Source organism: Sphingobium sp. AP49 (assembly GCF_000281715.2).
Lineage (GTDB): Bacteria > Pseudomonadota > Alphaproteobacteria > Sphingomonadales > Sphingomonadaceae > Sphingobium.
The window spans coordinates 3,149,031-3,171,907 of record NZ_CP124576.1 but is presented as its reverse complement, the minus strand read 5'-3'; the positions used below and the strand labels follow the sequence as shown (position 1 = coordinate 3,171,907).

The following is a 22,877-nucleotide window of genomic DNA, read 5'->3' as shown; positions in this document are numbered from 1 at the left end:
GCTTTTACCCCGTCGTGACCCGGTGCCACAACTGGCTGCGGCAGAAGAGGCCGCCCAGGATGCAGCCGGAAATCTTGAGCTGGTTCGGACCTTGCTGGTCGATCGTCGAATAGAAGGTCCTGCCCATGTCGGGCACATAGACGCGGCCGGCCCAATGGCCCGGTCCCTTCGGGCGATAATCCTGCAGCAGGGTGGTACCGACCAGATGCGGGATGCCGGCGTCGCTCGCGTCGGCCAGTGCTTCGGCGTTGGCGTGGCTGACCCAACCGCACAGCTTGTCCTGGCAGGCCCCGGTGGTGACAGTGACGCTGCCGCGCGGGTTGATCCAGGAGCCCATGACCGGATCGGCCGCGTTGGCGGACGCGCAGTTGAGCAGGCATAAGGCAACGAGAAGGGGGCGGAGGCTGCGCATCATATCAGGCTATCCGAAGCAATCTCTGCTGCACGAAGGCGGCGCGCAGCACATGATAGAGGGCGTTTACATCATGGTGCAACGGGTGTCCCCCGGGCAGGGCGACGCTGCGCAGATTGGCCTGGTGCAGCAGGGGGCAGAGGCTGGCGGGTTCTTCGCGCCCATGGACGCAGAGCAGCGGCACCCAATCCAGTTGACGCGCAGTCGGCAGCGCATCCGCGTCCGCCATCAGGAAGGTGAATATCTCCCCGGGCGAGGCACGATATTCGACGGTCGCTCCCGGTACGACGAGTGCGACCATCGCCAGGTCGCGGCGCAGGGGGGCGGGCAGCCCTGCCAGGCCCACATGGGCCATGTCGGAACCGAAGGACTGGCCGATCAACAGGATGCGGGCGGCAGGATCGATTGCATGGGCACGTGCCATGGCCTGTTCGATCAGGGCGGTTGCATCGGCCGGGGTTCTCGTGTTGCGAAAATAGGTGAGCGAATTGACCCCGATGACGGGGATGCCATCACGCGCCAGTCGTGCGGCGATGCCCGGCCCCATGCCGATATTCATGCCCATGTCACCTGACAGGATGATGGCGACGGGCGTGCCCCGACCCGGCTGATAGATGGTGGGACGGTAGCTGGAAAAGGGATCTCCACCCAGATAGCCCAGCCATTGCAGGAACAGCAGGAAGGCGGCGAAGAGAATGATCAGGATCGGCAGGCTATGCCGGAAGATAGCGCGACGGAAGATAGCGTGACTGCGGCTCCTCATCGTCCTTCTCCTCAAACGCGGACCGGACGCCCGGCACGACGGGAGGAGGCCGCCGTGCCGGGCTGAACGGTCGGGAAAGACCCACGCATCCCGACCGTCTTTGGCCAGCAGGTCCATGCTGGCCGGTTCGTGCCACCAAGGGGGCAGTGGCAGGGCTGGATATGCGCCCGTCGATGCAACCGCAGCGTGGCGGGAAGATGAACTTTTGGAGAGGCGGCGATCAGATACGGCGGGCGATCGCGCCGGCGGCCCAGCCCATGCCAACCGCCAGCGCGATCGCGGTCAGGCCATAGAGAAAGGACCAATGTTCGGCCGCGACCGCCATGAAGCGCTCGAAGCCCGATTTCCGGACATGGATATCGCGGACGGCCGCAGCGACAACCCGGCCATCCTGCACCAGAAAGGTTTCGGCGGTATAGTCGCCTACAATCACGCGCGCTGAAAGTGGCAGGCGGACGCGATACAGTACGCCGTCGGTAATCTCGACCGTGCCGGGACGCTCGACAAACAGGCCGTTGCGCTCACGCAGGTCGACGAGCCCGGCCTGGAACCGGTCGAGTTCGGCGCTGTCGTTGAGTGAGGAAGGTGAAAGCTGGAGCTTGTCGACGCCCAGTTCATAGATGGCGGCCGTGCGTTCATCGACGATCCGGTCGATAGGGCGCGACGATGCCATGGCATAGAAGCTGGGGGCAGAACGAAAGCGGGCACGATCGGCATTGACCCAGATACCGGCGACCTTCTGCTTTTCGCGCATGGCGATCGACTGTTCGGGACCCTTGAGCACCACGACGATGTCGGCCGGTTTGTCTGGGCGCGTGCCGTCGGGATAGACGATCGCGCCGAACAGCAGCAGGTCTGCGCCGGTGAAGCTATACTGGATTTCGACCTCGCGCTGCGACACATCCGGCACGAGTTGCGGTTCGTCGGCGGCAGTCAGCATCAGCAGCAGGGCCGGCAGGACGAGTGTGCGCGCCATCACTGGATCTCGATCGTGAAGATTTCGTCGGGTCGCCATCCCAGTCCCAATGCCATGCGCGCGGCGACCATCAGCACGATTGCGGCGAGCAGGATGCGCAGATATTCCGGACGGATCGTCATTGACAGGCGGGTTCCGACCTGTGCGCCGGTGACCGATCCGATCAGCAGCAGCAGCGCCAGCACCAGGTCTACCGCCTTGGTCGTCATCGCGTGCATCATCGTGGTCGCCATGGTGACGAACAATATCTGGAACAGAGATGTGCCGACCACCGACTGCGTGTTCATGCCCAGCAGATAAAGCATGGCGGGAACGAGGATGAAGCCGCCGCCAACACCCAGCAACATGGTGAGAATGCCAGTCGCCATGCCAAGCAACAATGGCGCCAGCGGAGAGATGTAAAGGCCCGATCGATAGAAGCGCCAGCGCATCGGCAAGGCCGCGACCAGGGGATGATGGCGGCGCTTGCGGGCCTGCATCCGCTTGCCGGTCTTCAAGGCAATCAGCGCCTGGATCGATTCCTTGGCCATCAGCAATCCGATACCGCCAAGCATCAGGACATAGAGGATACCGATGACGGTATCGATCTGGCCGATCGCCTGGAGCAGGCGGAAGATCAGGACGCCCAACCCGGCGCCGACAATGCCGCCTGCGATCAACACCCCGCCCATGCGGAAATCCACTGTACCCCGCGACATGTGGGTGACCACGCCCGACACGCTGGCGCCGGTCACCTGAGACGCAGCGGAGGCTGCTGCGACGGTGGGAGGAATGCCATAGAAGATCAGCAGCGGTGTCGTCAGGAACCCGCCGCCGACGCCGAACATGCCCGACAACAGACCCACGACGCCGCCCAGCCCGATGATGACCAGGGCGTTCACCGACAGATTGGCGATGGGCAGGTACAGATCCATGCCGTTCGGGGTTAGTGGCAAAAGATCGCGAGCGGAAGCCGCGTGATGTCCTTTTCCCTTAAAAATCCGCCGCCAGGGTGATTGCGATGCCAGAGGCGGGAGCCGCTTGTCCGGCGATCCGTTCGCGCCATTCGATACCCAGGCGCGCGGCGATCCGAGGTAAAGGCAAGCGAAGCTGGACCTCTGGGCCGATATCAAGGCGCTCAACTGTGGGTTGGGCGCCGCCAGATATGCTTGCACCGATGCGCAACGGCGCGCGCTTGATGGGGGCGAGCAAGGAGAATTTGCCGTCCACGAACAGGTCACGCGCGTGAAATCCGACCATCCCGGTCTGGGCATAGCCGCTGGCCTCCAGCGTGCCAGCGACGTGCCGGGGGGCGAAGCCGCCCGCTATTATCACCGCACCTGCGTTGCGTGCGCCATTGCCGATCGCGATCCGTCGTTCAACCGCAACGCTGACGGGGATGGCACGGGCGGGCTGAAGCGACAGGCCGATCGCGGCTTCGGGGGCAGCAGGACGTTCAAGCGCGGCAGTGATGCGGCCATAAGCTGCAACACGGCTGCTAGCCTTGGGTGTCAGGTCGTAATCCAGCCGACTCCCCGCCTGCGATCCGCCGAGCCTTCCCACAGATGCGAGGTCTGCCGGCGTTGTTGCACCTGGACGCCAGAGCAGCCACGCGCTGCCATGCCAGCGATCGGCAGATATTATAGCTGTCTGGATCAGGGGTGAAGCGAGAGGCGTTGCCGTGATGGGGCCGTCCATGCTCGCATAATGGCGATTGGCAAAGCCCACCGTAAACCGGATGAAGTTCATCAGATCGAGCGCAACACCATTTTCATCCTCACCCGGTACCTTCATGCTCGCCTTGTCGGCCTGGTGGAAGGGAAGCGTTGAGCGAGAAGACGCCGTTGACGACTTAGCCAGCGATCGATCCGCAACGGGCCAGTTGATGGGCAAGGGGGCCGCATTCGCGGCAGGCATCGGCGAGAGTGGGGCAGAGGCCAGGAGCCTCGAAGCTGGGGCTGCTGGATAGGGCGCGACCGGAACAGGGGAGTTTGAAGGGATGAAGGATGTCAGGAGGAGGTCGGGGCTGGCAAGGCGTGCGGCGACCCAGCCCGTCATGAGGAAGGCGAAGAAGCGCAGGGGCTTTCCGCCCGCCGTCCGGTTCATGAGACGGCCTGTGATTCTGGAAACTGGTGCTGGGTCTTGTCCCATGTCAGGGGGTGGCCCAGGAGCGAACGGATATAGAGGATGACCGCGCGGCGGGCGGCAAGAATCGCCACAGCATTGGCGACCAACATGCGCGGCAGCGCCCCCAGGCCCTGGCGCCAGCCATAGCTGTAGCCCGTAAAGATGACCCGCATCAGCGCGCGCCAACTCATGAGTAGGAGGTTGAGCATCAGCAACGCCTCGATGATGGGTGAGGGCGGGCGCATTTCCGGGTGGTCAAGAAACGGACGGATGAGGGTGATGACGCTCCACAGCAACAGCGCAACATAGGCTGCGACCAGCACCAGGGCGGCGGGTGCGGCGCGCCGGTCGCGGATACGCATCCACCATTCTGCCGGACCGCCCTGCCAGCCCATGCGATCCCAGCCGGCCAGCGAGATACCGATGATCCAGCGGGCCTTCTGCCGGATTGCTGCACCAATTTCATTTGGGAAATATTCGCGCGTGGCGACGAGCTTTCCGTCGGCGTCGCGCATGCGTACGAAAATGCCGCGTCCGCCCATCGCTGCGATTCGCAGGCCTGCCTCATAATCCTCGGTCAGCGATCCAGGATCGAACGGGCCGGATCGTGGGTCATGTGCCAGTCGAGCGAGCGCATTGCGTTCAAAGGCGCAGGCCACGCCCGCCGATGGAATGGATGCACCCAGCAATTCCCGTACAGTCAGGAACTTGCCGTGACTTTCAGCTCATTGGCCGTTAGCGTCACTCCACCGCGACCCGCGCGAACGGCGGAAAAGGGTGGATCGCGGACTGGCCGGTTTCGGAGAGTTGACCAGCGATAGCTGACGCTGCGCGGTATAAAATCATTCGTCAACAATCGCTCCAAGAGCGGACGCTACCAACTCTCTGACATCTCGCGACGAATTTTCTCATAGAGGTAATAAGCCACCTGCCGGAGGTGTCTGCCCCAGTGGATTTGGTAGTCAAACTTGAAATGCCAGTGAGCATCATCCGGGCCCTGAGCCTCGAAATGCCATATTGCTTTTTGAAGGTCGCCGCAAATATCAGCGAGGTCGTCAATGGCGTCCCCCAGCACCGGCATTTCGTCTAGATCGCTAGAGGGCCAAGTGACTGGATAGTGACTATACTGTGGAAATCTTGCGCATAGGCGGCTCCTTGTCCTCTCATAGTCTGTCTTCGGCGGCTCGCTCTCGTCGCCATGTGGCTCCCCGTCAGGAGTGTCATGGTAAGCGAGCGCAAGCTCATCCAACGCTCGCGCCAAGACTTCATCAGCCGGCGGCGCCCCTTCCAGAACCAAGTGCAGAAAGCGTCGTGCCGCAGCGATTGTGGGGGTGTCATTCATCCGCTTAAGGTCGCATGCCGTACGGCATTACTCAACGTCCGCTCACCACCAGATTTCGTCATTCAGCCTTCTACATGCCATCTGAATGAATGGCCGGTTTTAGGGACGCGGATCATCCAACGGAATGACGAAAATTGGTCGGTGGCCGACCGTCCGGTTTTCGCCAACGCCCAGGCGATTCATTCCCTGAGGCCACATCAGCTCATTGGCCGTTAGCGTCACTCCACCGCGACCCGCGCGAACGGCGGAAAAGGGTGGTTACGCGACAGGCCGGTTTTGGGTGCCCCCATAGGGTTAGCTGCCGTCGATCACCGTGGCCTCGCCTATAAAACCACCCTCCCAAAGGTAGAAGTGGCCGGCGTTTCGCATCAGCGGCACCGCCTCTTCGTAGGAAAGAAAATAGAAGCCTAAACGGCGGGTCTCACCCGGCAGGAGGTTGCCATCGTCCAAAAAAGGCAAAGCGTCATAGCCGATTAGCGGCTCTGCCTTCGATAGCATGCAGGGGCACCCCCAGCCCGGATATGCCGGGCCTTTCCTGCCGCCATCAGCTGTGGCGAACATCCGAACCTCAGCGACTAAATGCGGCGTTTGGGTGCGTAAAAAGTCTGCACGGCTCATTCCACAATAGTGATCCGATTGTGCAATGTCCGCAATCGGGAAAGTTTGATCGTGGCCCGCACGGCGACGATTGGTCGGTGGCCGACCGTCGGGTTTTCGCCAACGCCCAGGCGATTCATTCCCTGAGGCCTCCTCAAACTCATTGGCCGTTAGCGTCACTTCGATAGGGCATCTGCTGTCGCCTGAATGGCGAAATCATGTCGGAATTAGTTCAGCGGGATCAATCGCGTGCGCGGCGTTAAGCGCCGCCAGCTTAGCCAATACATTTTCGAAATCTTCGCTTGGGTGCCAGTCGGAATTAACTGCCTCGTAGTTTGGTATAGAAAATTCCACGCGCAGTTTATCTGATAAGTCGATCGCCGACAGGCCTAGCTTACAATAGCATTCTCGTCTCTTCTCAAAATACTCAGAAAAATCGGGTGGCGTGGCAACGAAGCCGCCATAAAAGGCGATCGAACGATCTGCGCTTGCCACTTGATTAGGAAGTGACAAGGCTTGGTACATCAGGGCGCTATCGATGGACTTACATTCAACGTCGTCCGGCATCGCAATGGAGGGGCTTGATACAGTCGCCTGACTATAGCCCTGGCTATCGTACTCCCCGCTATCATAGGCGACCTCAAGGCACCCATTCACAAATTCGTCAAGAATACACACCAGTCGGATCGCAAGATATCGGGCGTGCCGTCGCTCATCATCGCGCCATCCGCGCTTGACAGCTAACCTATGGCTGAAACCAGTCACTAAGACGGTCCCGATCGTAGTCGCCAAGGCAGTCATCGTGATGCTCGCTGCGTCCATAAGTCCTCTCGTTCGCGCTCGTAAACCGGGCCTTAATATCGAAGAAATATCTAGAAAGCTTCAACAGGAGATTGCGATGGCGAAGATGGAACGTGTAGGGCGGAGCTTGAATTGCGAGTGCGGAAACGAAGGTCGCGCATCGTAGCAGGAAACGGAAAATCCTGCATATAATAACTGGAATATCGACTACACCGACATCTTCATTGATGGGGATTTCTCCGCATCTGAAGGAGCGGGGGAGGCAGCCACCTACACATGTGGTAAATGCGGTGCGAATGCAGCCGCCTCGCCTGCACAATTGATCAGGTGACGAAGCCCTACACTAGCGTTCAGCCTGGCACTTGGCGCGATCGACATTGCCGATCCGCTTATTGACCCAGCCGCGATAGAACACATTCAGGCGCGGGTTGACGCGGACAAGCCGGTCATATTCTGCCTTTTGGCGCCCATCCATCTGGTCGAGCATCCGCAGGCAGAAGCTGACCTTGCCAAGGCTCTGCCGGCAAGAAGCGAATGCCTGCTGTGTGCCAGCGCCCACCCGCGCGTCCACCTTCAACCGGGCCGCTGGGCAGAGCGCATTCACCGATTGCTGCAACCAGGCCGAAGGACGCGCTGGGCCGAAGTTCACCGCAGAATTGACCAGTTCTTCACCCACTGCCGGCGACGCGGCGATGATCGGCAGGTATCCCGGCCGCTGCATGAACCGCTCGAAATAGACCTTGTCCGAACAGACCGGCGTCTGGTCGTCGCATTGCTTGGGGAAGGCTATCATTGCGCCCTTGTACCCCTCTTCACGCGCGACGCCCTTGGTCACTCCCCGCATGGTTTCGCCGCCAGGATCATCCTTGCGGTTCACATAGCCGCCCTCATCATGATAGACGCCCGCGAGGATGATAGCGACCGCAGCGCCCAGGGCGGTGCCGGCGCCGCCAAAGACGATCTTTCTATTTGCCATCGTCATGAACCTGCTGAAGGTTACGCGCGATCGTCACCGCCAGAAACACGGCGATGGGTGCGATCGGCGGAACCACGTCGCGCAATTCGGGCGGCAGACTGTTGAGTACGATCCAGAGCAAATCCGGCGACGCCAGAAGATAGGCCCAGACCATGGTAGCGAGCGCGCTCAGGCGCACACTCCACCAGCGCCAGACCCGGCGCCATTGGGTGATTTTCTGCATTCCATGCTCCATGAAAAAGGGCGCCCGAGGCGCCCTGTCAGCTTGCTTGTACGAAGGATCAGACCAGTTCGGCTTCGCCGCCCGGCTCATCGATCATCGATAGGAGCGCCCCCATGTCGATCGGCAACCCCGGATCGAGCGGGAATGCCCGGTCGAGCATCGATTGCGCCTGCGCCAGTTTAGGATTGTCCGGTTCCAGCCGACGAAGCGGCTCAGCCACCAATTCAAATGCCCGGCGCAATACGCGGTTTTCTAGGGCCAATCGGCGCAGCTGTGTTTCGATATGCTGCCGATACTGTCGGTCGCGCTCGTCCTGATCTTTTTCCTTTTTGGCCAGCTCATCGTGCCAGACCTGTAATTTTGCCGCGCGGGACTGCGCCCGCGCATCCTTCCAATTGAGTAGCCAGGCCATGCCCTTGCCGATGGCATAGAGCAGGGCCACAGCCCCGGCGAAAATTCCCCCTGCCTCGCCGGCGGCCGCGCCCGGATCGGACATGCGTCAGGCAGCTTCCTGCGTCTGCGGCTCAGCGGCGAGCGCCTGGAGGCGGGCGACTTCCTGGGGCAGCCACGACTTCACATTGCGCACGACGTTGATGACGTTGAACAACTGCTGATAGCTCTGGCTGCCGGCCGGAATGTCGGTCAGCAGCGCCTCCAGATCGTCGGCAACCTTGCCGGTCGACGTGCGGTCCATGACGGCCTGCGCAGCCTGGACGCCGGTCAGCGATGCGGCGGCAATCTGCCGCTCCAGCTGCGCCTGCTGGGCCATCAGCTCAGCCAGGGTGGGGGTGGTGGTTTCGGTCATGTCTTTATGCTCCGATGGTTGGATTAGGCCTTGGCGGCCCGCTTCGCCGGGCTTTCGATCCCGTCGATCTGGTCGAGCGTGTCCGCTACCGTCATGCGGAAGCTGTTCTGGCCGTTGGCGATCGACAGGATCGATTTCACGCCGATCGGGCTGTCGAGCACTTCCTTGCGAGCCAGGATGCGGTCTCGCGAAATGGTAACCAGGCGCGAGACGCCTTCATTGTTGAGAGCGGTCAGTTCGATCGGGTTCTGGATGCCGCCCGCATCGATTGCTTGCTTTTTCACATAGCCATACTGGTCGCCCAGTGTTTCGGCACCACGATCGCCGTCGATGTCATAGGCGATCGCGCAGCCCTTTTCTTCGCCGCTGCGCTCTTCGACGATCGTGATAGCCGCCGCCGGCAGCTCGAAGCGGGCGCCGTTCAGCAGGGTCAATTTAAGCTTGGGGATCAAAGTCATTCTCCATCTTTGCGAAACGCCAAGGCCGCCTGAGCAAGCGCGGGGGGCGTCCAGACCCCGGCTTGGCGGTAACCGTCGATATCGAGGCGGGCTTTGCCCACCGCTTTGGGAACCACGTCCTGGGATGCCTCCCGCAACGCCAGGATCAACGCGGGCCGCGCGACCAGGCACTCGATCGTCCACCCGTTAAGCAGGACCTGCATGACGTCGGCATGCGCCATGACGCTCGGCAGCAGATGGCCGCGCAGGTCCATGTCGATATGTCGCCCGCCCGCGCGATCGATGCGGAAGCACCGCCCGGGCGCATGTTCGACCACCGCAGTACCGAACAGTCCCATGATCCAGGCTGCTGCTCGCCGGGTGCAGACGAAATCGGCATCGCCCACGTGGCCATTGCGCCACGCCGGCAGCACGCCGCGAAGCTGCGCGGCGTAGGAGCCTATGAGAAGCGCCTCAGTGCCCAGTGACATCGATCAACAGCCGACTTGTTGAGCCTGGATCGTAGCCAGTATCGGAAGAGACACCGAAATGGGCCGGGGTGGAATATGAGACGGTGTAGAAGTCCGATCCGTTAAATTCCCACCCGCCAATGTTCGTCGACCAATTGAAGCCGACGATGTTGCCGAAGGTGTCTTCGATCGTGATGACCTGCTCTTCCCATTTCGGCCCGATGGCCGAAACGATTGCATAGACCCTGCCGGCCGGTTGAGGCCCCTCAGGCACCGGCCGCATCGGAGGGTACAGGCTATTGAATGTGACCTTCCCGGCCTCATTCCAGAATATGAGCGCCCACCCGCTGGTTGGTGCTGTTTCAGGCGGGGTGTCATAGACCCACCAGTCGACATAGCCGCCCGCACCCATCGCATAGATCGACAAGCTATAGCTGTAGTTATTGCCGGACTTGGTGCAGCTCTCAATTGCCGCGTTGCAGTTGATCGGCCTGATCGCCACGATGGGCTTCCGTCCCCCCGTTACGCTGATCGTCGCACTGGCGGTCGCTCGCCCTTTCTGAACGCGACACATGGACGGCCATGTGCTGTCAAACTGCACCCGGCCGTCTGGATGCCAAATCGTTGCGCCCCAAGCCATCAGCGCCACCCGTAATGGATGACAGTGACGACGCCCGACGGAAGCTGGGTCAAATCATAGCTGATGGTGGCCGGCGCAATGATGACTACCACCGCCTGGGCAAGCTCGACGGGCGTGGCGTTATAGAACTCGACCTTAATCCAAAGCTGGCTCTCGGCAGGCTTGCCCGAGACGATGTAGTTCGCATGAGCCGGGCCGGTGAAGGTCAGGCTGTCGACATAGCGACCGCTATAGTCGCTGGTGTCGAAGACGAGCGCGCCTGCCTCATCCCAAAGCCTGATGCCATAGTCGTTCACCGCCATGATCAGGCCGCCAGATTGCCAAGCTGGAAGCGCTTGGTGCCGGCGCTGTCGTATCCCTTCCACGCGCCATTGCTGAACGAGGTCCGCTCACCGCTCGAGCTGCTAGGCACGATTTCGAGGATATCGGACCTTATTTTGAAGGAACTGACAGAGCCGTTGGTGCTGCTCTCCCAACCCGTGATGACGTTTCCGGCCGCGATCGTCATCGAGGCGCGCGCGAAGAGCGTGGTGACGTTCCCCTGCACGCTCGCAATCGCGGACGCCTGGCTGGTGATGCTGGCGCCCTGGGCGGTGACGGTCGACGACAGCGACGCATAGCTGCCCTGCAGCGTGGCGAGCGCGGACGCCTGGCTGGAGACCGATGCGTTGAGCGTGGCGATGTCGCCCGTGGCCTTCTGTGCGGCGATTTCCTGATCGGAGGCGGGGCGCAGATTGACGCGGAACCACTCGATCCCCGTCGTTACGCCCGTGTTGTAACCCGCAAAGCCGCTCCAGCGGTTCAGCGCATAGACAATGAAGCTGAATGCGCCAGCCGCCTGCACCTGAACCATCTTCCGAAAGCTCTTGATGCGGGTGGCGTCAATGCCGGTCGCATTAACCGCACCGGAGGTGTCCGGGTCCGAATAGAAATGCAGGTTGAGATTGGCGATGCCAGCCCCGCTGCTGTTGCGGACCACGACGGTGACACCGGCGCCTGCCGTGACGGCAGAGTAGAAGCGAACGTCTGCTTCGATCACCAGCCACTGACCGTTTGAGATCCGTCCGTTATCGGTGCCCCCGATCACGCCAGTCTGGAGACCGCTCTGTGTGTTGCCCGGGTTCGCCAGCATCGACACAGCGTAGGGGCCGTAGGGGGAAATATTGGTCATCTTCCCCAGGCCGTCTATGGTGCCGTAATTCGTCCAGCTTCCGGGGTAGACGTTGCCACTCGGCCAATCAGCGAAAGCAGGGTTCGGGTTCATGCCACCCGCCGCGATCGAGGCGGTCAGCGTCATGGATGTCTGCGCGGCCGAGGCGGCGTTGGTCGCCACGACGGCGCTGTTGCTGGCGTTGGTGGCCGAGGTGTTCGCGTTCCCGGCATAGGTCGCTGCCTGGGTCGCGCTGGCAGCGGCAGCACTGGCCGAGCCGCTGGCGCTGGAGGCATGACCGGACGCGGTCGACGCGCTGCTGTTTGCGTTGGTCGCCGAACCGGCGGCGGCCGTGGCGCTGTTCGCCGCCGCCGTGGCCGACGATCCGGCGGCCGAGCTGCTGGACGAGGCGTTGGATGCGGAGGTCGCCGCAGCGGTGGCGCTGCTGCTGGCATCATTGGCGCGGGTGTTGGCGGTGTTCGCCGAGTTGGTGGCCGAGGTCGCCGAATTGGCGGCATTGGTGGCCGAGGTCGAGGCGTTGGACGCACTGGTCGCGGCTGCGCTCGCGCTGGTCGCTGCCGCCTCGCGCTCGGTGACATCAGTGATACGCAGTTCGCCGACGCGGAGGACCAGGCCGCTTTCATTGCCGTTGAGGCGCAGCAACGGACGGATGAACGTCGTCCCCGCCGTGATCGTCGCGATACCTGTGCCCGCCGTCAGGCTGAACAGACGGCTCATAGTCTGAACCGTGCCGGTGCCGGTGAAGCTCTGCGAAGAGGTGGCCCCTACGAACGCGTTGTTCGCCGGGTTGCCCGTGAAATCGCCAAACATCGGCGCAACGGCCAGATTGAGCGACACCGAGCCATCGGAAGCCGTGATCTTAAACCGGGTGAAAATCTCGTAGATGCGGCCAGGCGCAATCGCGAGGACACCACGGGAAGCCAGGTTGGCGCCGGCCGTCGCGAACCAGGACAATTCGAGCGCGTTACCCATGTCCGCGTCGGCTACCCAGCTGGTATTCGTTGGCGAAAGGTCGCCGCCGGGCGAGGTCGGACTACCGCTGCGCGTGCTGATCCAGTGCTTGAGACCTTCCTCGAAGGTCGAAGTCAGCAGCGGCGCGCTGACGTAGAGCGTGTTGAGTGCGGCCGCCGCCGAACTGGAGGCGCTGAGCTGGCTGGCCGATGCGGCGCTGGCCGAATTGCCCGCGTTGGTAGCACTGGTGGACGCGGCCGACGCGCTGCCGGCAGCGGCCGACGCGCTGTTATTGGCAGCGGTCGCGCTGTTCGATGCGTTGGTGGCCTGCGTGCTGGCCGTGTTGGCGGACCCGGCAGCGTTGCTCGCGCTGGTCGACGCGCTGGACGCGCTGGTGCTGGCCGCGCCCGCGCTGTTGGATGCGTTGGTGGCCGATGTGGCCGCATTGGTCGCTGATGTGCTGGCCGAACTGGCGCTGTTGCCGGCGGCGGTCTGGCTGGCAGACGCGAGGCTGGCGCTGCTGGCCGCAGCGGCCGCACTACCTGCGGCAGCATCCTGCGAGGTGATATCCTCGACCTTGATGCCGGCGATCTGGATGATGTGGCCGGCGTTAGCGCTGAGACGGAACAACGCGCGCAGATAGGTCCGGCCCGCCGCAATGAAAGTGTCAGCATCGACATCGAGCGAATAGTCCACCCATTGGTTTTGCACCGATAGGGTCTGGAGATGCTCGCGATTGCTGCCCGCGCTATAGTCGGACCCCAGCATGACCGCGAAGAGGGAGACCGACAGCGAAGCGGCCTGGGTGTGGCGCGCTCGACCCGTCACCCGATATTTGCGGCCGGGCTGCATAGCCACGGCGCCGATCGTGCAGACATAGGTAAACGAGGCCTGCGATACGATCTGGATGACGCGACCGACGCCGGAGACGCTGACAAACGAATAGACGCTGTTCGTGGCGATCGGCGCCAGGGCGCTAGGTGCGCCAATATAGCCGGTCGCCCAGAATTTGCCGTCCTGCTGGAAGTCGGCCGGCATCATGGCTGCTGCGGTCAGCGCGGCCGAAACATCGCTGCTATTTGCCGAGGTCGCATAGGTGCCCGCATTCGTGGCGGCAGTGCTGGCACTGCTGGCCGAGGTCGCAGCAGAATTGGCCGAGTTGAGCGCATTCGCCGCCTGCGTCGCGGCCGTCGTGGCGCTGCCCTGCGCGGCGCTGGCCGAGGTGCCCGCATTGGTCGCGCTGGTCCCCGCCGAACTGGCCGAGGTCGCTGCCGCGCTGGCGCTGCTCTTGGCCGCTTCGCGCTCAGTGACATCGACGATCTTGATCTGCGCGATGCGGATGATCAGGCCAGTTTCAGCCGTGCCCAGGCGCAGGCCCACGCGCAGGAATTTGGTGGCGGCGTCGATCGCAGAGACACCGGCCACTGCCACGGTCGAGAACATCGCCGTCGCCAGCATGCTCGTGGTACCGGTCATCGTGACGACGCCACCAGAGACAAAGCTGTTCGCGGAGGGCAGGCCCGCATAGGCGCCATCCATCGGACAGCCGATCACGCTGAACTGGATGTTGCCGTCGCCCGCCGTACCCCGGAACAGAACCGAGACCTCGTAAATGCGGCCCGCGACGATCGGCGCGGCGCCACGGGTCAATATTTGGGCGCCCGCCGTCGTCCATGTCGTGAACTCGGCCGAGGGGCCAAGCAGGCTGTCATTGACCACCGACAGGGTGGCCGGGGTCATGCTGTCGGGCACACCGTTGCGGCTGACCGTCCAATAATTGGCGTCGGTCAGTTGGGTCGGCAGCAGCGGCCCGTTGTTGAGCGCGCTGACCGCACTGGTGTAGCTGGAGGCGGCCGAGACGGCAGAAACGGCCGCAGCGCTCGCGCTGTTGCCGGCCGCCGTTGCGCTGGTGCTGGCGTTGGACGCCGACCCGCTGGCGGCCGTGGCGCTGTTGCCGGCGCTGGTGGCGCTGTTCGCCGCATTGGTCGCGGAGGTCGCTGCATTGCTGGCCGACGTACCCGCCGCGCTTGCGCTGCTCGATGCCTGGGTCGCGGAGGTCGAGGCATTGCCGGCGCTGGTGTTCGCCGCCGTCGCGCTGCTCTGCGCGGCGGTAGCACTGTTGCCCGCGTTCGTCGCAGAGGTAGACGCATTGCTGGCCGATGTGCTGGCCGCCGTCGCCGAACCGGCCGCCGCCGTGCTTTCGGTGATGTCCTCGATCCGCAGGCTGGAGACACGATAATCATGGCCGGCCGCGCCAGCAGTGCCGTTGCTGGTCAGGATCGGACGGAGGCGGACGGCCGTCGCCGGCAGGGTGATAGTGACCGAGAAGGCGGCCCAGCTGGTGGCGCTGGCAGCGGCGATCTGGGTCTGGACCCAAGCGTCGGTGCCGGCCGCGTTCTGCCAGTTGACGCCGAACAGCAGGGCGAAACTGCCTGGATTACGGACATAGCCGGTCAGCCGCAGCGTGCGCGCATTGGTCGCGGTGACGGGCGTGAACGCCGTCTCCCATGTGTCGCGGTTCGTCGATCGCAGGACGCGGGTCTGGCCGTCCGGCGCGGTTTCCAGAAAAGCGGTGGGCGTACTGTTGCCTGCCCACAGGCCAATGCCGTTGTCGCTGAAATTGCCCTTCTTGACGAGGTTCAGGGTGGCGCTGCTCTCGGCATAGAGGGCGCTCGCCTGGGCCGCTGTCGCGCTATTGCCGGCATTCGTCGCCTGGGTCGCGGCGGTCGATGCGCTGTTGCTCGCGGCGATCGCGCTGCCGCCGGCCGCCGTGGCCGAGTTGGCCGCGTTGGTCGCCTGGGTGCTGGCTGTCGCGGCATGGCCCTGCGCCGTCGTCGCGCTGGTCGATGCCTGTGTGGCGCTGGTCGCCGCCTCGCCGGCCTTGGTGCCTGCCAGGGTTGCCGATGACGCCGACGCCGAAGCGCTTTGCTCCGCGTCGCTTGCCTTCGTGGCCGCCGTCGATGCGCTATTGCTGGCCGCCGTTGCGGATGTGCCGGCCGCTGTTGCGCTATTGGCTGCATTGGTGGCGCTGGTCTGCGCCGCGCTCGCGCTGCCGGCCGCATTGGTGGCGCTGGTCGATGCCTGCCCCGCCGATGTGCTGGCATTGCCGGCCTGGGTGTTGGCGGTGGTGGCGCTGGTCTGGGCCGCCGTCGCACTGGTCCCGGCCGCCGTGGCGCTGGTCGCCGCCGCGCTCGCGCTGGTCGCCGCCGCATCGGCATAGACGGTCGCCGCCTCGCGTTCAGTGACATCCCGGATCGTGATCGATCCGAACAGGAACGTCGGCAGGGTAGTGGTTTCGGCCGTCGTCATGCGGACGCCGAACCGGGCGAAGGCGGACCCGGCGGGCAGCGTCATGATGCCGGTGCCGGCGGTCAGACTGAACTTTCCGCTCAAAGTGGTGACGGTGCCCGTCGTCGTGATGGTGGCCGCGCCACCGCTGATGAAGTTGCCGCTGGTTGGCGCGCCCGTAAAATCGGCGAGCATCGGCACGGCCACGGTCGAGAAGCTGATCGAGCCGTCCGATGCCGTGACCTTCATCCGGGCCTGGACCTCATAGACCCGGCCCGCGACCAGCTCGACAATCCCCTTGGTCAGGATGTTGGAGCCTTGCGCGCCCCACGAAAAACCGAGCGTCGGCCCCAAATCAGGGTCCGATCCCACGACGGCGGCGGTGGGATCGGGCATGGCCGAAGGGGCGCCGTTGCGGCTCAGCGTCCAATATTTGCCGCCCTCGCCGAAGCCGGATGGCAGGATCGGCGCGCGGTTGATCGCGTCGATCGCGTTCGTATAGGCCGAGGTCGCGGCGACTACGCTGGCCGCCGCAGCGGTGGCCGAGTTGCCGGCGTTGGTGGCGCTGGTCTGAGCGCTCGACGCGCTGCCGGCAGCGGCCGTGGCCGAACCGTTCGCATTGGAGGCATAGGTCTGCGCCTGGCTGCGCGCCGTCTCGGCTGCCGTCTGCGCCGCCTGGGCCGCATCGCGTGCCGTGGTCGAATTGGCGAAGGCCGTTTCTGCCTGGGTCCGCGCGCTGTTGGCGTTGGTCGCCGCCGTATTGGCCGTGTCGCGGGCGGCTTCCGCTGCGACCTTGGCCGTGTTGGCATTGGTCGCCGCCGTGGTCGCATTGTCCCGCGCCGTCTCCGATGCGGTGCGCGCTGCCTGCGCGGCCGAGCTTGCCGTGTTGGCCTGGTCGCGGGCCGTCTGCGCGTTGCCGGACGCCGTGCTGGCAGTGCTGGCATAGCCCTGGGCGGCGGCGGCGCTGGTCTGGGCTGCCGATGCGGAGGCCGCAGCGCTGGCGGTCGAGCCATAAGTAGCGATCAGATCATCGATCTGGTCCTGGGCTTGACCCATCGCCACTTCGGCGGCGGCCTGGTCTTCCTTGAGCTGCTCGAACTCGTCCTTCTCGGCCGGGTTCATGCCATCGGTCGCGCCCGGTTCGGCAGGCTTCAGCTCCTCGACGGTCTGGCCATCATCATAGGTGACATTGGCGGCGGTGATGGCGTCGGACAGCCGGAACCAGTTTGGATTACTGTCCGCAGGCGCCGACCCCTTGGCGGGCGTCGCGCCGATGAAAAGCCATTGCGACCCGTTGGGCAGCGTGACCATGTCGCCTTCGCGATAGGTTTCGTCCGGATCATAGGGGCCGCGTGGGTTCAGCGGTGCGCTGAAGGCGATTTCGTTCAGGCCATGGACCTGCCATGTCACGGCAGCGCCCTGCGCAATTTTCCAGAAAGGCGCGCTGATTTCGACCTGCTGCACATCCGCTACGGGGGGCAGGCTGCTGCCATCGGCGGCGACCGTCATGCTTGCCGCGCCGATGCCAATGGCGGACAGGCGCAGCATACCCAGCCAGTCGACATAGGCGACCGCATTGACAGACATCGCGATGCGCTGGATCAGGTCGCGCGCGGTGGTCTGGGCATTCACAACGATCGACAAGGGCCAGGGCCGCGCGGTGTTGATCGCTGCTACGTCATCCGAAGACAGGCGCGATGCGCCGCCCGCGATCGTCGCGATCCGCCGGATGATATCACCGGGCAGGCGGCTCCAGCCGCCTGTTGCATCGCCCTGAAGGTGAAAGGACAACAGGCCTTCGGGCGGCGCGCCGAATTTGACGAAGCCCTGCGCCAGGCATGTCGCCCATTGCCCGCGCGTCACCGCGCCCGCCTTGAGCGCGGCGAAGCTGGTTGCATTGCCGGCGGGCGCCCCGAAACGGTTCAGCCGTTCAAAGGCCGTTTCCACAGCGTTGAGCGCGCCATAGCCCGACAGCTGATAGATATTGTCCACCGCATCGATCAACGTCGCAGGTACGAAACGCGGCGCGCCCAGCGCCAGCGCCTTGACCTGACCTTCCAGATCGGTGCCGCCCTCTGCTGCGCCGGTGCCGGCATAGGTCGCCAGCAGAGGCTGATCCAGCCAACTGTCGTCCGTGCCGAAGCTGATCGACATCGTCCCGCCGTCGACCGAAGGCTGTTCTTTCACGCGGCCGTCGAAGGTCAGCAGGAAGCCAGCGAATGCGGCGCCCAGCTCGCCGCCCCAGATGCGGATGCGGGCATCGTGGATGGCCAGACGCGGCAGCGACGGGATCGCCTCGATATTGGCTTCCAGCGTGCCTGACGGCGAGGTGATAGAGCCGCTGTCAAAGCTGCCGTCAAAGAAATCATAGCGCAGCGTCGGCAGCTTCACGATGACCGGCCACCAAGTCTGACCATTCAGATGGCACAGCCGATCATCATCATGGCTGGCCATGCGCAGCGTGGTTGCGGTGGCGCCGTCATAGGCGTCGATCTGGATCAGCCACGCCTTCATGCGTTCAGCCCCACCAGGCTGGCGCGCCATTCAAAGCCGCCCGGCTTTGCCCAGACCGTGCCCAGGTCGCCGACCAGCGGGCCGAACCAGATGCGGTTCTGTCGCTGGGCGTCATCGTCCGGATCGATGATCAGGGCGATCGGTTCGCTGATGCCGATTTCCTCGATCAGCGGATGCACCACAGCCTCGACCTCATCCTTGTAGACCGAGCCGAAGGTGACGGCGACCGATCGCAGCTTGACGCCGCGTCGGCGCAGCAGCACCCCGCGCACCGAGAAATCGACATTGCTCATGTCGCGAACGCCAAAGGCCGCACCGAACTGAAAATTGCGCTGGAGCTGGATTTTCCGGCCCATGACCAGGCGCGCCACGGTCGCGGCCGCATTGGCCAGCCCGCCGATGGTCAGGCGCCAATAGCGCGATGCCGGCGGCGGCGAGGCGGGCGCAAACCAGATGGCCCGCCCGCGTCCGCTGACCGGCATGGCGCTGCCGGCGAGGAAGGGCAGGGCGGCGCCAACCCATGAACCAGCGGGGAAGGTGGCACCTTGCGCAGATGTTGCCGCTTCGACCTTCAGCGTCCAGCCGGCCAGGGCGCCGGTGCAGCCCAGCAACAGGATGGTGTCGATCGTGACATTGGCGCCCATGTCGATCGTCAGCGCTTGGCTGGCCGCGCCGGTCGCGCTTTTCCACACGACGCCCATATGGTCATTGCCGACAAAGGCCGGATCATAGCCGGCCGCCGTGGAGCCGGCGCTTGCGGCCGCAAAGGCCAGCGGCTTCACGATCACTGCATTGCTCATCCGAAATATTCCACATTGGTTTGTTCGTCTTCCAGATCGACTTCGATCCGGGTGACCATCATGAGGGCGTCGACACCCTGTTCGGCGTCGATCAGGCGATGGGTCGGGATCACGCCGGCAGTAATTGGCAGCATGTCGTCGATCGTCACGGCGAAGCGGCGCCGGACGGCGCCGATCAGGGCGCGGCGCTGGGCGCCGGCAGTTTCAGCGTCCGCCCGCAGGTCAAAGAAACCTTCGGACGGTTCGTCGCTATTGTTGCGGGCCGAGGGAAAGCGGGCCTTGATCGTCGCATCTTCGTTGGACACGACGATCTGTGGCCGCAGGGCGGCGGCGATGTCAGCGGGAAGGGCGGGCATCAGTAGTTTCGGGTGGTGCCGGTGAAGGTGGACCCGCTACCGCCGCCCAGCGCGTTCAACAGTGCCTGGCTGGCGGCCAGCTGCTGTTGCAGCAATATGACCATGTTGGACGTGTCCGCTGCCATGGTGGTGGTGCTGGTCGCCGTCGCCTTGGCGGCAGTGGCGGCGTCCTGCGCCAACTGGTCCGACGCGCTGGTGATGGCGCTGACATTCTCGATCGAGGAAATGGCCGAGCTGGTCGCCGCCTGGATGGCGTCGAAGGCCTCGAAATATTTGGATGTCGACCCGTATAGCTGGCGCTCGATATCCAGCCAGGTCTGGGCCGCATCCTGATAGGCGCTCTGGTCGATCGACTGCCCCTTGCCGATCTTGTCGAGATAGACCGACAATTCGTCATAGGCCGCCTTTTCCTGATCGCGCAGCGACAGCGGCGACGCTGATCCGGCGTCCATGGCCTTGAGGAAATCCTTGAGGCCCTGCGCGGCGCTGGCGGTGCTGCTCTTCACCTCTTCCAGCTCCAGATTATAGAGTTGCTGGGCTTCTGCCATCTGTTCGGCGGTGGCGGCGCCTTCCTTCAGCGCGGCCCAGGTATCGTCCCACTTGTCGTTCAGCTGCTCGATCGCATAGCCGACCGGATCGAGCCGGGCCTGCAATGCCTTGGGGATCGCCTCGATCGCCGCCGCCTTCTCGATCGCTTCGGACAGGTCGGCGCCCGAAGTCAGCAGGCGCTTGCTGGCTTCCGATATCCCCATGATCGCGCCGTCCGACACGGCGTCGGCAATGGCATAGGCAATGGCGCCTTCGACATCATCGTCAAATTCGACGGCGCCGTTTTTCGTCTTCAGCGACGATCCGGTGGGATTGACGCGATAATCGCCGTCACGAACGCCAATCGTCGTGCGAAAGCTGCCTACGCTGCCGCCCAGCTGGTCGGCCAAATCCTTGAGGCCCGACAGGACATTGTCCGCCAGGCCGCTCGCCACGCCATATTGCTTCTTGTCCTTGCCACCGATCGTCACGCTGTCCAGGCCGGTAATGGTGGCGCCGGCCGATCGACTGGGGTTGATCAGGTTCGATATCGGGCCGGTGAGTACGCCCAGCGGGCCACCCTTGAAACCGAAAATATCCCCGATCATGCTGTTGGCGGCGGATGCGATGGCCAATGGACCCATGACCGATGCGACGCTGGATGCGATGCCGCTCAGGCCGCTGGTCGCGCCGAACTGTTTGGCCAGACCCGCTGCCGATGCGATCTGTCCGGCGTCGCCGCCTTCCGCTGCGGCCAGTTCCGCCAGCCCGCTTGCCCGGCCGCTGCCGTTCGTCAGGGCCGACAATATAGCGCTGGCCGGGCCACCGAAGCCCATGCTGCTGGTGGCCGTACTCAGCGCCGTCAGGGGGTCGAAGGGCCGACCGGAAAATTGCGCGATGGTCCACTGCGCCGCCAGCGTCGCCATGACTTCCATGCCCTCGCGCTTGAAATCGCGCCATATATCGCTGCTATGGCCCGAGAACAGGTCATAATAGAGGCGCGACAAATCCTCGATCGACCGGCGCTGGCGCTGGTCCGCTTCCTCGCGCAGACGACCTATTTCCTCCTGCGCCTTGCGTTCATTCTCGACGCGCTGCCGGGCTTCATCGGCATCGGCATCGCGATTGACTTCTGCTGTGCGGATTTCCTTCAGCAGCTCATATTGCTCCCGCAGCGGCGCGATCTGATCTTCGCGCAGGCCCAGCAGCTTGGCCGCCTCCGCGTTGGTCGTGCCCTCCAGGCCGGGGAACTGGCGCTGAATTTCCAGCATCGCTTGCTGAAGGTCGGCCTGCCGATCGAGACCCCGCGCGCGAAGATCGGCCAATTGCTGGCTGTCGCGCTGGCGCTGGATCGTCTCTTCCAGACTTTCGCGCAGACGCTGTTCGGCCTCATTCTGCTTTTCAAGGTCGCGATCGGCATCGGATTGGCCCGAGCCTGCCGAACGACCGGAGGCGCGACCGCCCGACGATGCAGCGCTGGTGGGGCTTTCGGGATCGACGGTAACAGGGCTGGTCCAGATCGGACCGGTGCGCCGGATGGTCGATGTCTGCGCAGCCTGGGCCGCGCGCCACAGCAATTTTGCCTGCCGCAAGACTTCGGCTTCCGCCTGCTGCAACGTCCCGCCTGACCGCTCGCTGCCGCTGCGCCGAAAGCTGACCAGCGATCCGCTGGTCTGTGCGGCGCGCATCGCATCCAGTTCCTTCTTCGCGTTCAACGCCTGCTGGCGGCGGAAAGCCAGGGTCATATTGGCGTCATCGGAGGCCTGCTTGTCGGACTTCCCATAAGCTGCTCCGGCGACCAATCCACCACCGGTACCAATAATTGCCCCGATCGGCCCGCCTAATGCAAAACCGGCTCGTGCCCCCCCTGCGGCGCCCATAAGTGCATAGGCCTTTTCCGGGTTCTGGCTCCACCATTGGGCCAAACTACCGGTCATTCGCGTCAGGCTATTGGCCAGGCCAAGGATCGCCCCCGAGTTCTTGGCGACAGCATCGGCAATATTCGCCTCCAGCACCATCTTCATCTGCTGCACCTTGCGGGCGGTGGCATCGGCATTCTGGATCGCGTCGTCCGAAATGACGGCGCCGAACTCGTTCGCGGCCTGTCGCAGGCCGTCGATCCGCCCGGCCCCGGCGCGCAGCATGGGGTCGATCTTGCGCCATTCATCGCCGAACAGCTGGGCTTCCAGACGCGCGCGCTCGGTCGGATCACTGACCTGCGACAACTTGCCGATCAGCTCATTGAAGACGCCTTCCATACTCTTGGCGCGCCCGGTCGTTGTGTCGATATCGATGCCCAGATCGCGGAAGGCATCTTTCGCATCCTTGTTGCCGCCGCGCGCTTCGCCGATTTTCTGGGTCAGGTCGGTAAAGCTGTCGCTCAAATCCTGCTGTTCGACACCGACTTCCGCCGCCGCAAAGCGATATTCCTGAAGCGCCTTGGTCGAAATGCCGAGCTGCTGGCTTTCCTTCTTCAGCGTCTGGACATGGTCGAGCGCGCGTTGACCCAATGAAACAATCGCAGCGATACCGGCGCCCGTGGTTAGCGCATCGATCCGGGCAGAAAGTCCGCGCGCAAATTCATCACCCGCGCGGTTGCCCGACTTAGCCGCCTGCTGTTCAAAGCGGCCAAACGCCTGGTCAGCGCCGCGCGAAAATTCTTCCGCCCGAATTTTCAGGCGGGCAAGGATGTCAACCATGCACAGGACTCCATTGCTGGAC

The 22,877-nt window shown here is 63.8% G+C and carries 19 protein-coding genes and 1 pseudogene; all 20 read right to left on the bottom strand.

What is annotated here, in order from left to right; genetic code table 11:
- Positions 1 to 4: 4 nt before the first annotated feature.
- Entirely contained in the window at positions 5 to 412 is a 408-nt protein-coding gene (locus tag PMI04_RS15160; RefSeq protein ID WP_086014446.1) for a DUF2147 domain-containing protein, read from the bottom strand.
- 4 nt (positions 413 to 416) lie between these two features.
- On the bottom strand, positions 417 to 1,175 hold the full coding sequence (locus PMI04_RS15155) for an AcvB/VirJ family lysyl-phosphatidylglycerol hydrolase (protein WP_007713432.1): 759 nt from the start codon (positions 1,173 to 1,175) through the stop codon (positions 417 to 419).
- Between the two features lie 220 nt (positions 1,176 to 1,395).
- Positions 1,396 to 2,151, bottom strand: coding sequence for a TIGR02186 family protein (locus PMI04_RS15150; RefSeq protein ID WP_007713430.1), 756 nt, complete (start codon positions 2,149 to 2,151; stop codon positions 1,396 to 1,398).
- Entirely contained in the window at positions 2,151 to 3,065 is a 915-nt protein-coding gene (locus PMI04_RS15145; RefSeq protein WP_007713428.1) for a sulfite exporter TauE/SafE family protein, read from the bottom strand. Before PMI04_RS15145 ends, PMI04_RS15150 begins: the two co-directional genes overlap by 1 nt.
- Before the next feature lie 58 nt (positions 3,066 to 3,123).
- The gene (locus tag PMI04_RS15140; RefSeq protein ID WP_037487047.1) at positions 3,124 to 4,236 is read right to left on the bottom strand and encodes a hypothetical protein; all 1,113 of its coding nucleotides are present in this window, start codon (positions 4,234 to 4,236) and stop codon (positions 3,124 to 3,126) included.
- Positions 4,233 to 4,988, bottom strand: a pseudogene (locus PMI04_RS15135) (glycosyltransferase family 2 protein); the annotation flags it as partial. The pseudogene PMI04_RS15135 and the gene PMI04_RS15140, both read right to left, overlap by 4 nt.
- Positions 4,989 to 5,893: 905 nt before the next feature.
- Complete coding sequence (locus tag PMI04_RS15130; RefSeq protein ID WP_037487043.1) at positions 5,894 to 6,217, bottom strand: hypothetical protein; 324 nt, start codon at positions 6,215 to 6,217, stop codon at positions 5,894 to 5,896.
- Positions 6,218 to 6,412: 195 nt separating this feature from the next.
- On the bottom strand, positions 6,413 to 7,018 hold the full coding sequence (locus tag PMI04_RS15125) for a hypothetical protein (RefSeq protein ID WP_052028102.1): 606 nt from the start codon (positions 7,016 to 7,018) through the stop codon (positions 6,413 to 6,415).
- 322 nt (positions 7,019 to 7,340) lie between these two features.
- Entirely contained in the window at positions 7,341 to 7,973 is a 633-nt protein-coding gene (locus PMI04_RS15120; protein ID WP_007713418.1) for a glycosyl hydrolase 108 family protein, read from the bottom strand.
- Positions 7,963 to 8,196, bottom strand: a complete 234-nt coding sequence (locus tag PMI04_RS15115; protein ID WP_007713415.1) for a hypothetical protein — start codon at positions 8,194 to 8,196, stop codon at positions 7,963 to 7,965. Before PMI04_RS15115 ends, PMI04_RS15120 begins: the two co-directional genes overlap by 11 nt.
- 58 nt (positions 8,197 to 8,254) lie before the next feature.
- Positions 8,255 to 8,692, bottom strand: a complete 438-nt coding sequence (locus PMI04_RS15110; RefSeq protein WP_007713413.1) for a hypothetical protein — start codon at positions 8,690 to 8,692, stop codon at positions 8,255 to 8,257.
- Between the two features lie 3 nt (positions 8,693 to 8,695).
- The gene (locus PMI04_RS15105) at positions 8,696 to 9,001 is read right to left on the bottom strand and encodes a hypothetical protein (RefSeq protein ID WP_007713411.1); all 306 of its coding nucleotides are present in this window, start codon (positions 8,999 to 9,001) and stop codon (positions 8,696 to 8,698) included.
- A 23-nt stretch (positions 9,002 to 9,024) separates the two neighbouring features.
- Positions 9,025 to 9,453, bottom strand: coding sequence for a hypothetical protein (locus PMI04_RS15100; protein WP_157178182.1), 429 nt, complete (start codon positions 9,451 to 9,453; stop codon positions 9,025 to 9,027).
- Between the two features lie 2 nt (positions 9,454 to 9,455).
- On the bottom strand, positions 9,456 to 9,929 hold the full coding sequence (locus tag PMI04_RS15095; RefSeq protein ID WP_007713407.1) for a hypothetical protein: 474 nt from the start codon (positions 9,927 to 9,929) through the stop codon (positions 9,456 to 9,458).
- Positions 9,913 to 10,410 carry a hypothetical protein gene (locus tag PMI04_RS15090; RefSeq protein WP_037487032.1) on the bottom strand — a complete coding sequence of 166 codons (498 nt, stop codon included), beginning with the start codon at positions 10,408 to 10,410 and terminating at the stop codon, positions 9,913 to 9,915. Before PMI04_RS15090 ends, PMI04_RS15095 begins: the two co-directional genes overlap by 17 nt.
- A gap of 137 nt (positions 10,411 to 10,547) precedes the next feature.
- The gene (locus tag PMI04_RS15085) at positions 10,548 to 10,850 is read right to left on the bottom strand and encodes a hypothetical protein (protein ID WP_007713403.1); all 303 of its coding nucleotides are present in this window, start codon (positions 10,848 to 10,850) and stop codon (positions 10,548 to 10,550) included.
- Positions 10,851 to 10,852: 2 nt separating this feature from the next.
- On the bottom strand, positions 10,853 to 18,502 hold the full coding sequence (locus tag PMI04_RS15080) for a hypothetical protein (RefSeq protein ID WP_157178181.1): 7,650 nt from the start codon (positions 18,500 to 18,502) through the stop codon (positions 10,853 to 10,855).
- Entirely contained in the window at positions 18,469 to 19,272 is an 804-nt protein-coding gene (locus tag PMI04_RS15075) for a discoidin domain-containing protein (protein ID WP_007713399.1), read from the bottom strand. The genes PMI04_RS15080 and PMI04_RS15075 overlap by 34 nt, the downstream gene beginning before the upstream one ends.
- On the bottom strand, positions 19,269 to 19,628 hold the full coding sequence (locus tag PMI04_RS15070; protein ID WP_007713397.1) for a hypothetical protein: 360 nt from the start codon (positions 19,626 to 19,628) through the stop codon (positions 19,269 to 19,271). The genes PMI04_RS15075 and PMI04_RS15070 overlap by 4 nt, the downstream gene beginning before the upstream one ends.
- Complete coding sequence (locus PMI04_RS15065; RefSeq protein WP_007713395.1) at positions 19,628 to 22,855, bottom strand: hypothetical protein; 3,228 nt, start codon at positions 22,853 to 22,855, stop codon at positions 19,628 to 19,630. Before PMI04_RS15065 ends, PMI04_RS15070 begins: the two co-directional genes overlap by 1 nt.
- Positions 22,856 to 22,877 lie beyond the last annotated feature (22 nt).

Coding starts and splice junctions, on each gene's coding strand:
- PMI04_RS15160 (WP_086014446.1), bottom strand. CDS start 412: ATGCGCAGCCTCCGCCCCCTTCTCGTTGCCTTATGCCTGCTCAACTGC.
- PMI04_RS15155 (WP_007713432.1), bottom strand. CDS start 1,175: ATGAGGAGCCGCAGTCACGCTATCTTCCGTCGCGCTATCTTCCGGCAT.
- PMI04_RS15150 (WP_007713430.1), bottom strand. CDS start 2,151: ATGGCGCGCACACTCGTCCTGCCGGCCCTGCTGCTGATGCTGACTGCC.
- PMI04_RS15145 (WP_007713428.1), bottom strand. CDS start 3,065: ATGGATCTGTACCTGCCCATCGCCAATCTGTCGGTGAACGCCCTGGTC.
- PMI04_RS15140 (WP_037487047.1), bottom strand. CDS start 4,236: ATGAACCGGACGGCGGGCGGAAAGCCCCTGCGCTTCTTCGCCTTCCTC.
- PMI04_RS15130 (WP_037487043.1), bottom strand. CDS start 6,217: ATGAGCCGTGCAGACTTTTTACGCACCCAAACGCCGCATTTAGTCGCT.
- PMI04_RS15125 (WP_052028102.1), bottom strand. CDS start 7,018: ATGGACGCAGCGAGCATCACGATGACTGCCTTGGCGACTACGATCGGG.
- PMI04_RS15120 (WP_007713418.1), bottom strand. CDS start 7,973: ATGGCAAATAGAAAGATCGTCTTTGGCGGCGCCGGCACCGCCCTGGGC.
- PMI04_RS15115 (WP_007713415.1), bottom strand. CDS start 8,196: ATGCAGAAAATCACCCAATGGCGCCGGGTCTGGCGCTGGTGGAGTGTG.
- PMI04_RS15110 (WP_007713413.1), bottom strand. CDS start 8,692: ATGTCCGATCCGGGCGCGGCCGCCGGCGAGGCAGGGGGAATTTTCGCC.
- PMI04_RS15105 (WP_007713411.1), bottom strand. CDS start 9,001: ATGACCGAAACCACCACCCCCACCCTGGCTGAGCTGATGGCCCAGCAG.
- PMI04_RS15095 (WP_007713407.1), bottom strand. CDS start 9,929: ATGTCACTGGGCACTGAGGCGCTTCTCATAGGCTCCTACGCCGCGCAG.
- PMI04_RS15085 (WP_007713403.1), bottom strand. CDS start 10,850: ATGGCGGTGAACGACTATGGCATCAGGCTTTGGGATGAGGCAGGCGCG.
- PMI04_RS15080 (WP_157178181.1), bottom strand. CDS start 18,502: ATGGCGCGCCAGCCTGGTGGGGCTGAACGCATGAAGGCGTGGCTGATC.
- PMI04_RS15075 (WP_007713399.1), bottom strand. CDS start 19,272: ATGAGCAATGCAGTGATCGTGAAGCCGCTGGCCTTTGCGGCCGCAAGC.
- PMI04_RS15070 (WP_007713397.1), bottom strand. CDS start 19,628: ATGCCCGCCCTTCCCGCTGACATCGCCGCCGCCCTGCGGCCACAGATC.
- PMI04_RS15065 (WP_007713395.1), bottom strand. CDS start 22,855: ATGGTTGACATCCTTGCCCGCCTGAAAATTCGGGCGGAAGAATTTTCG.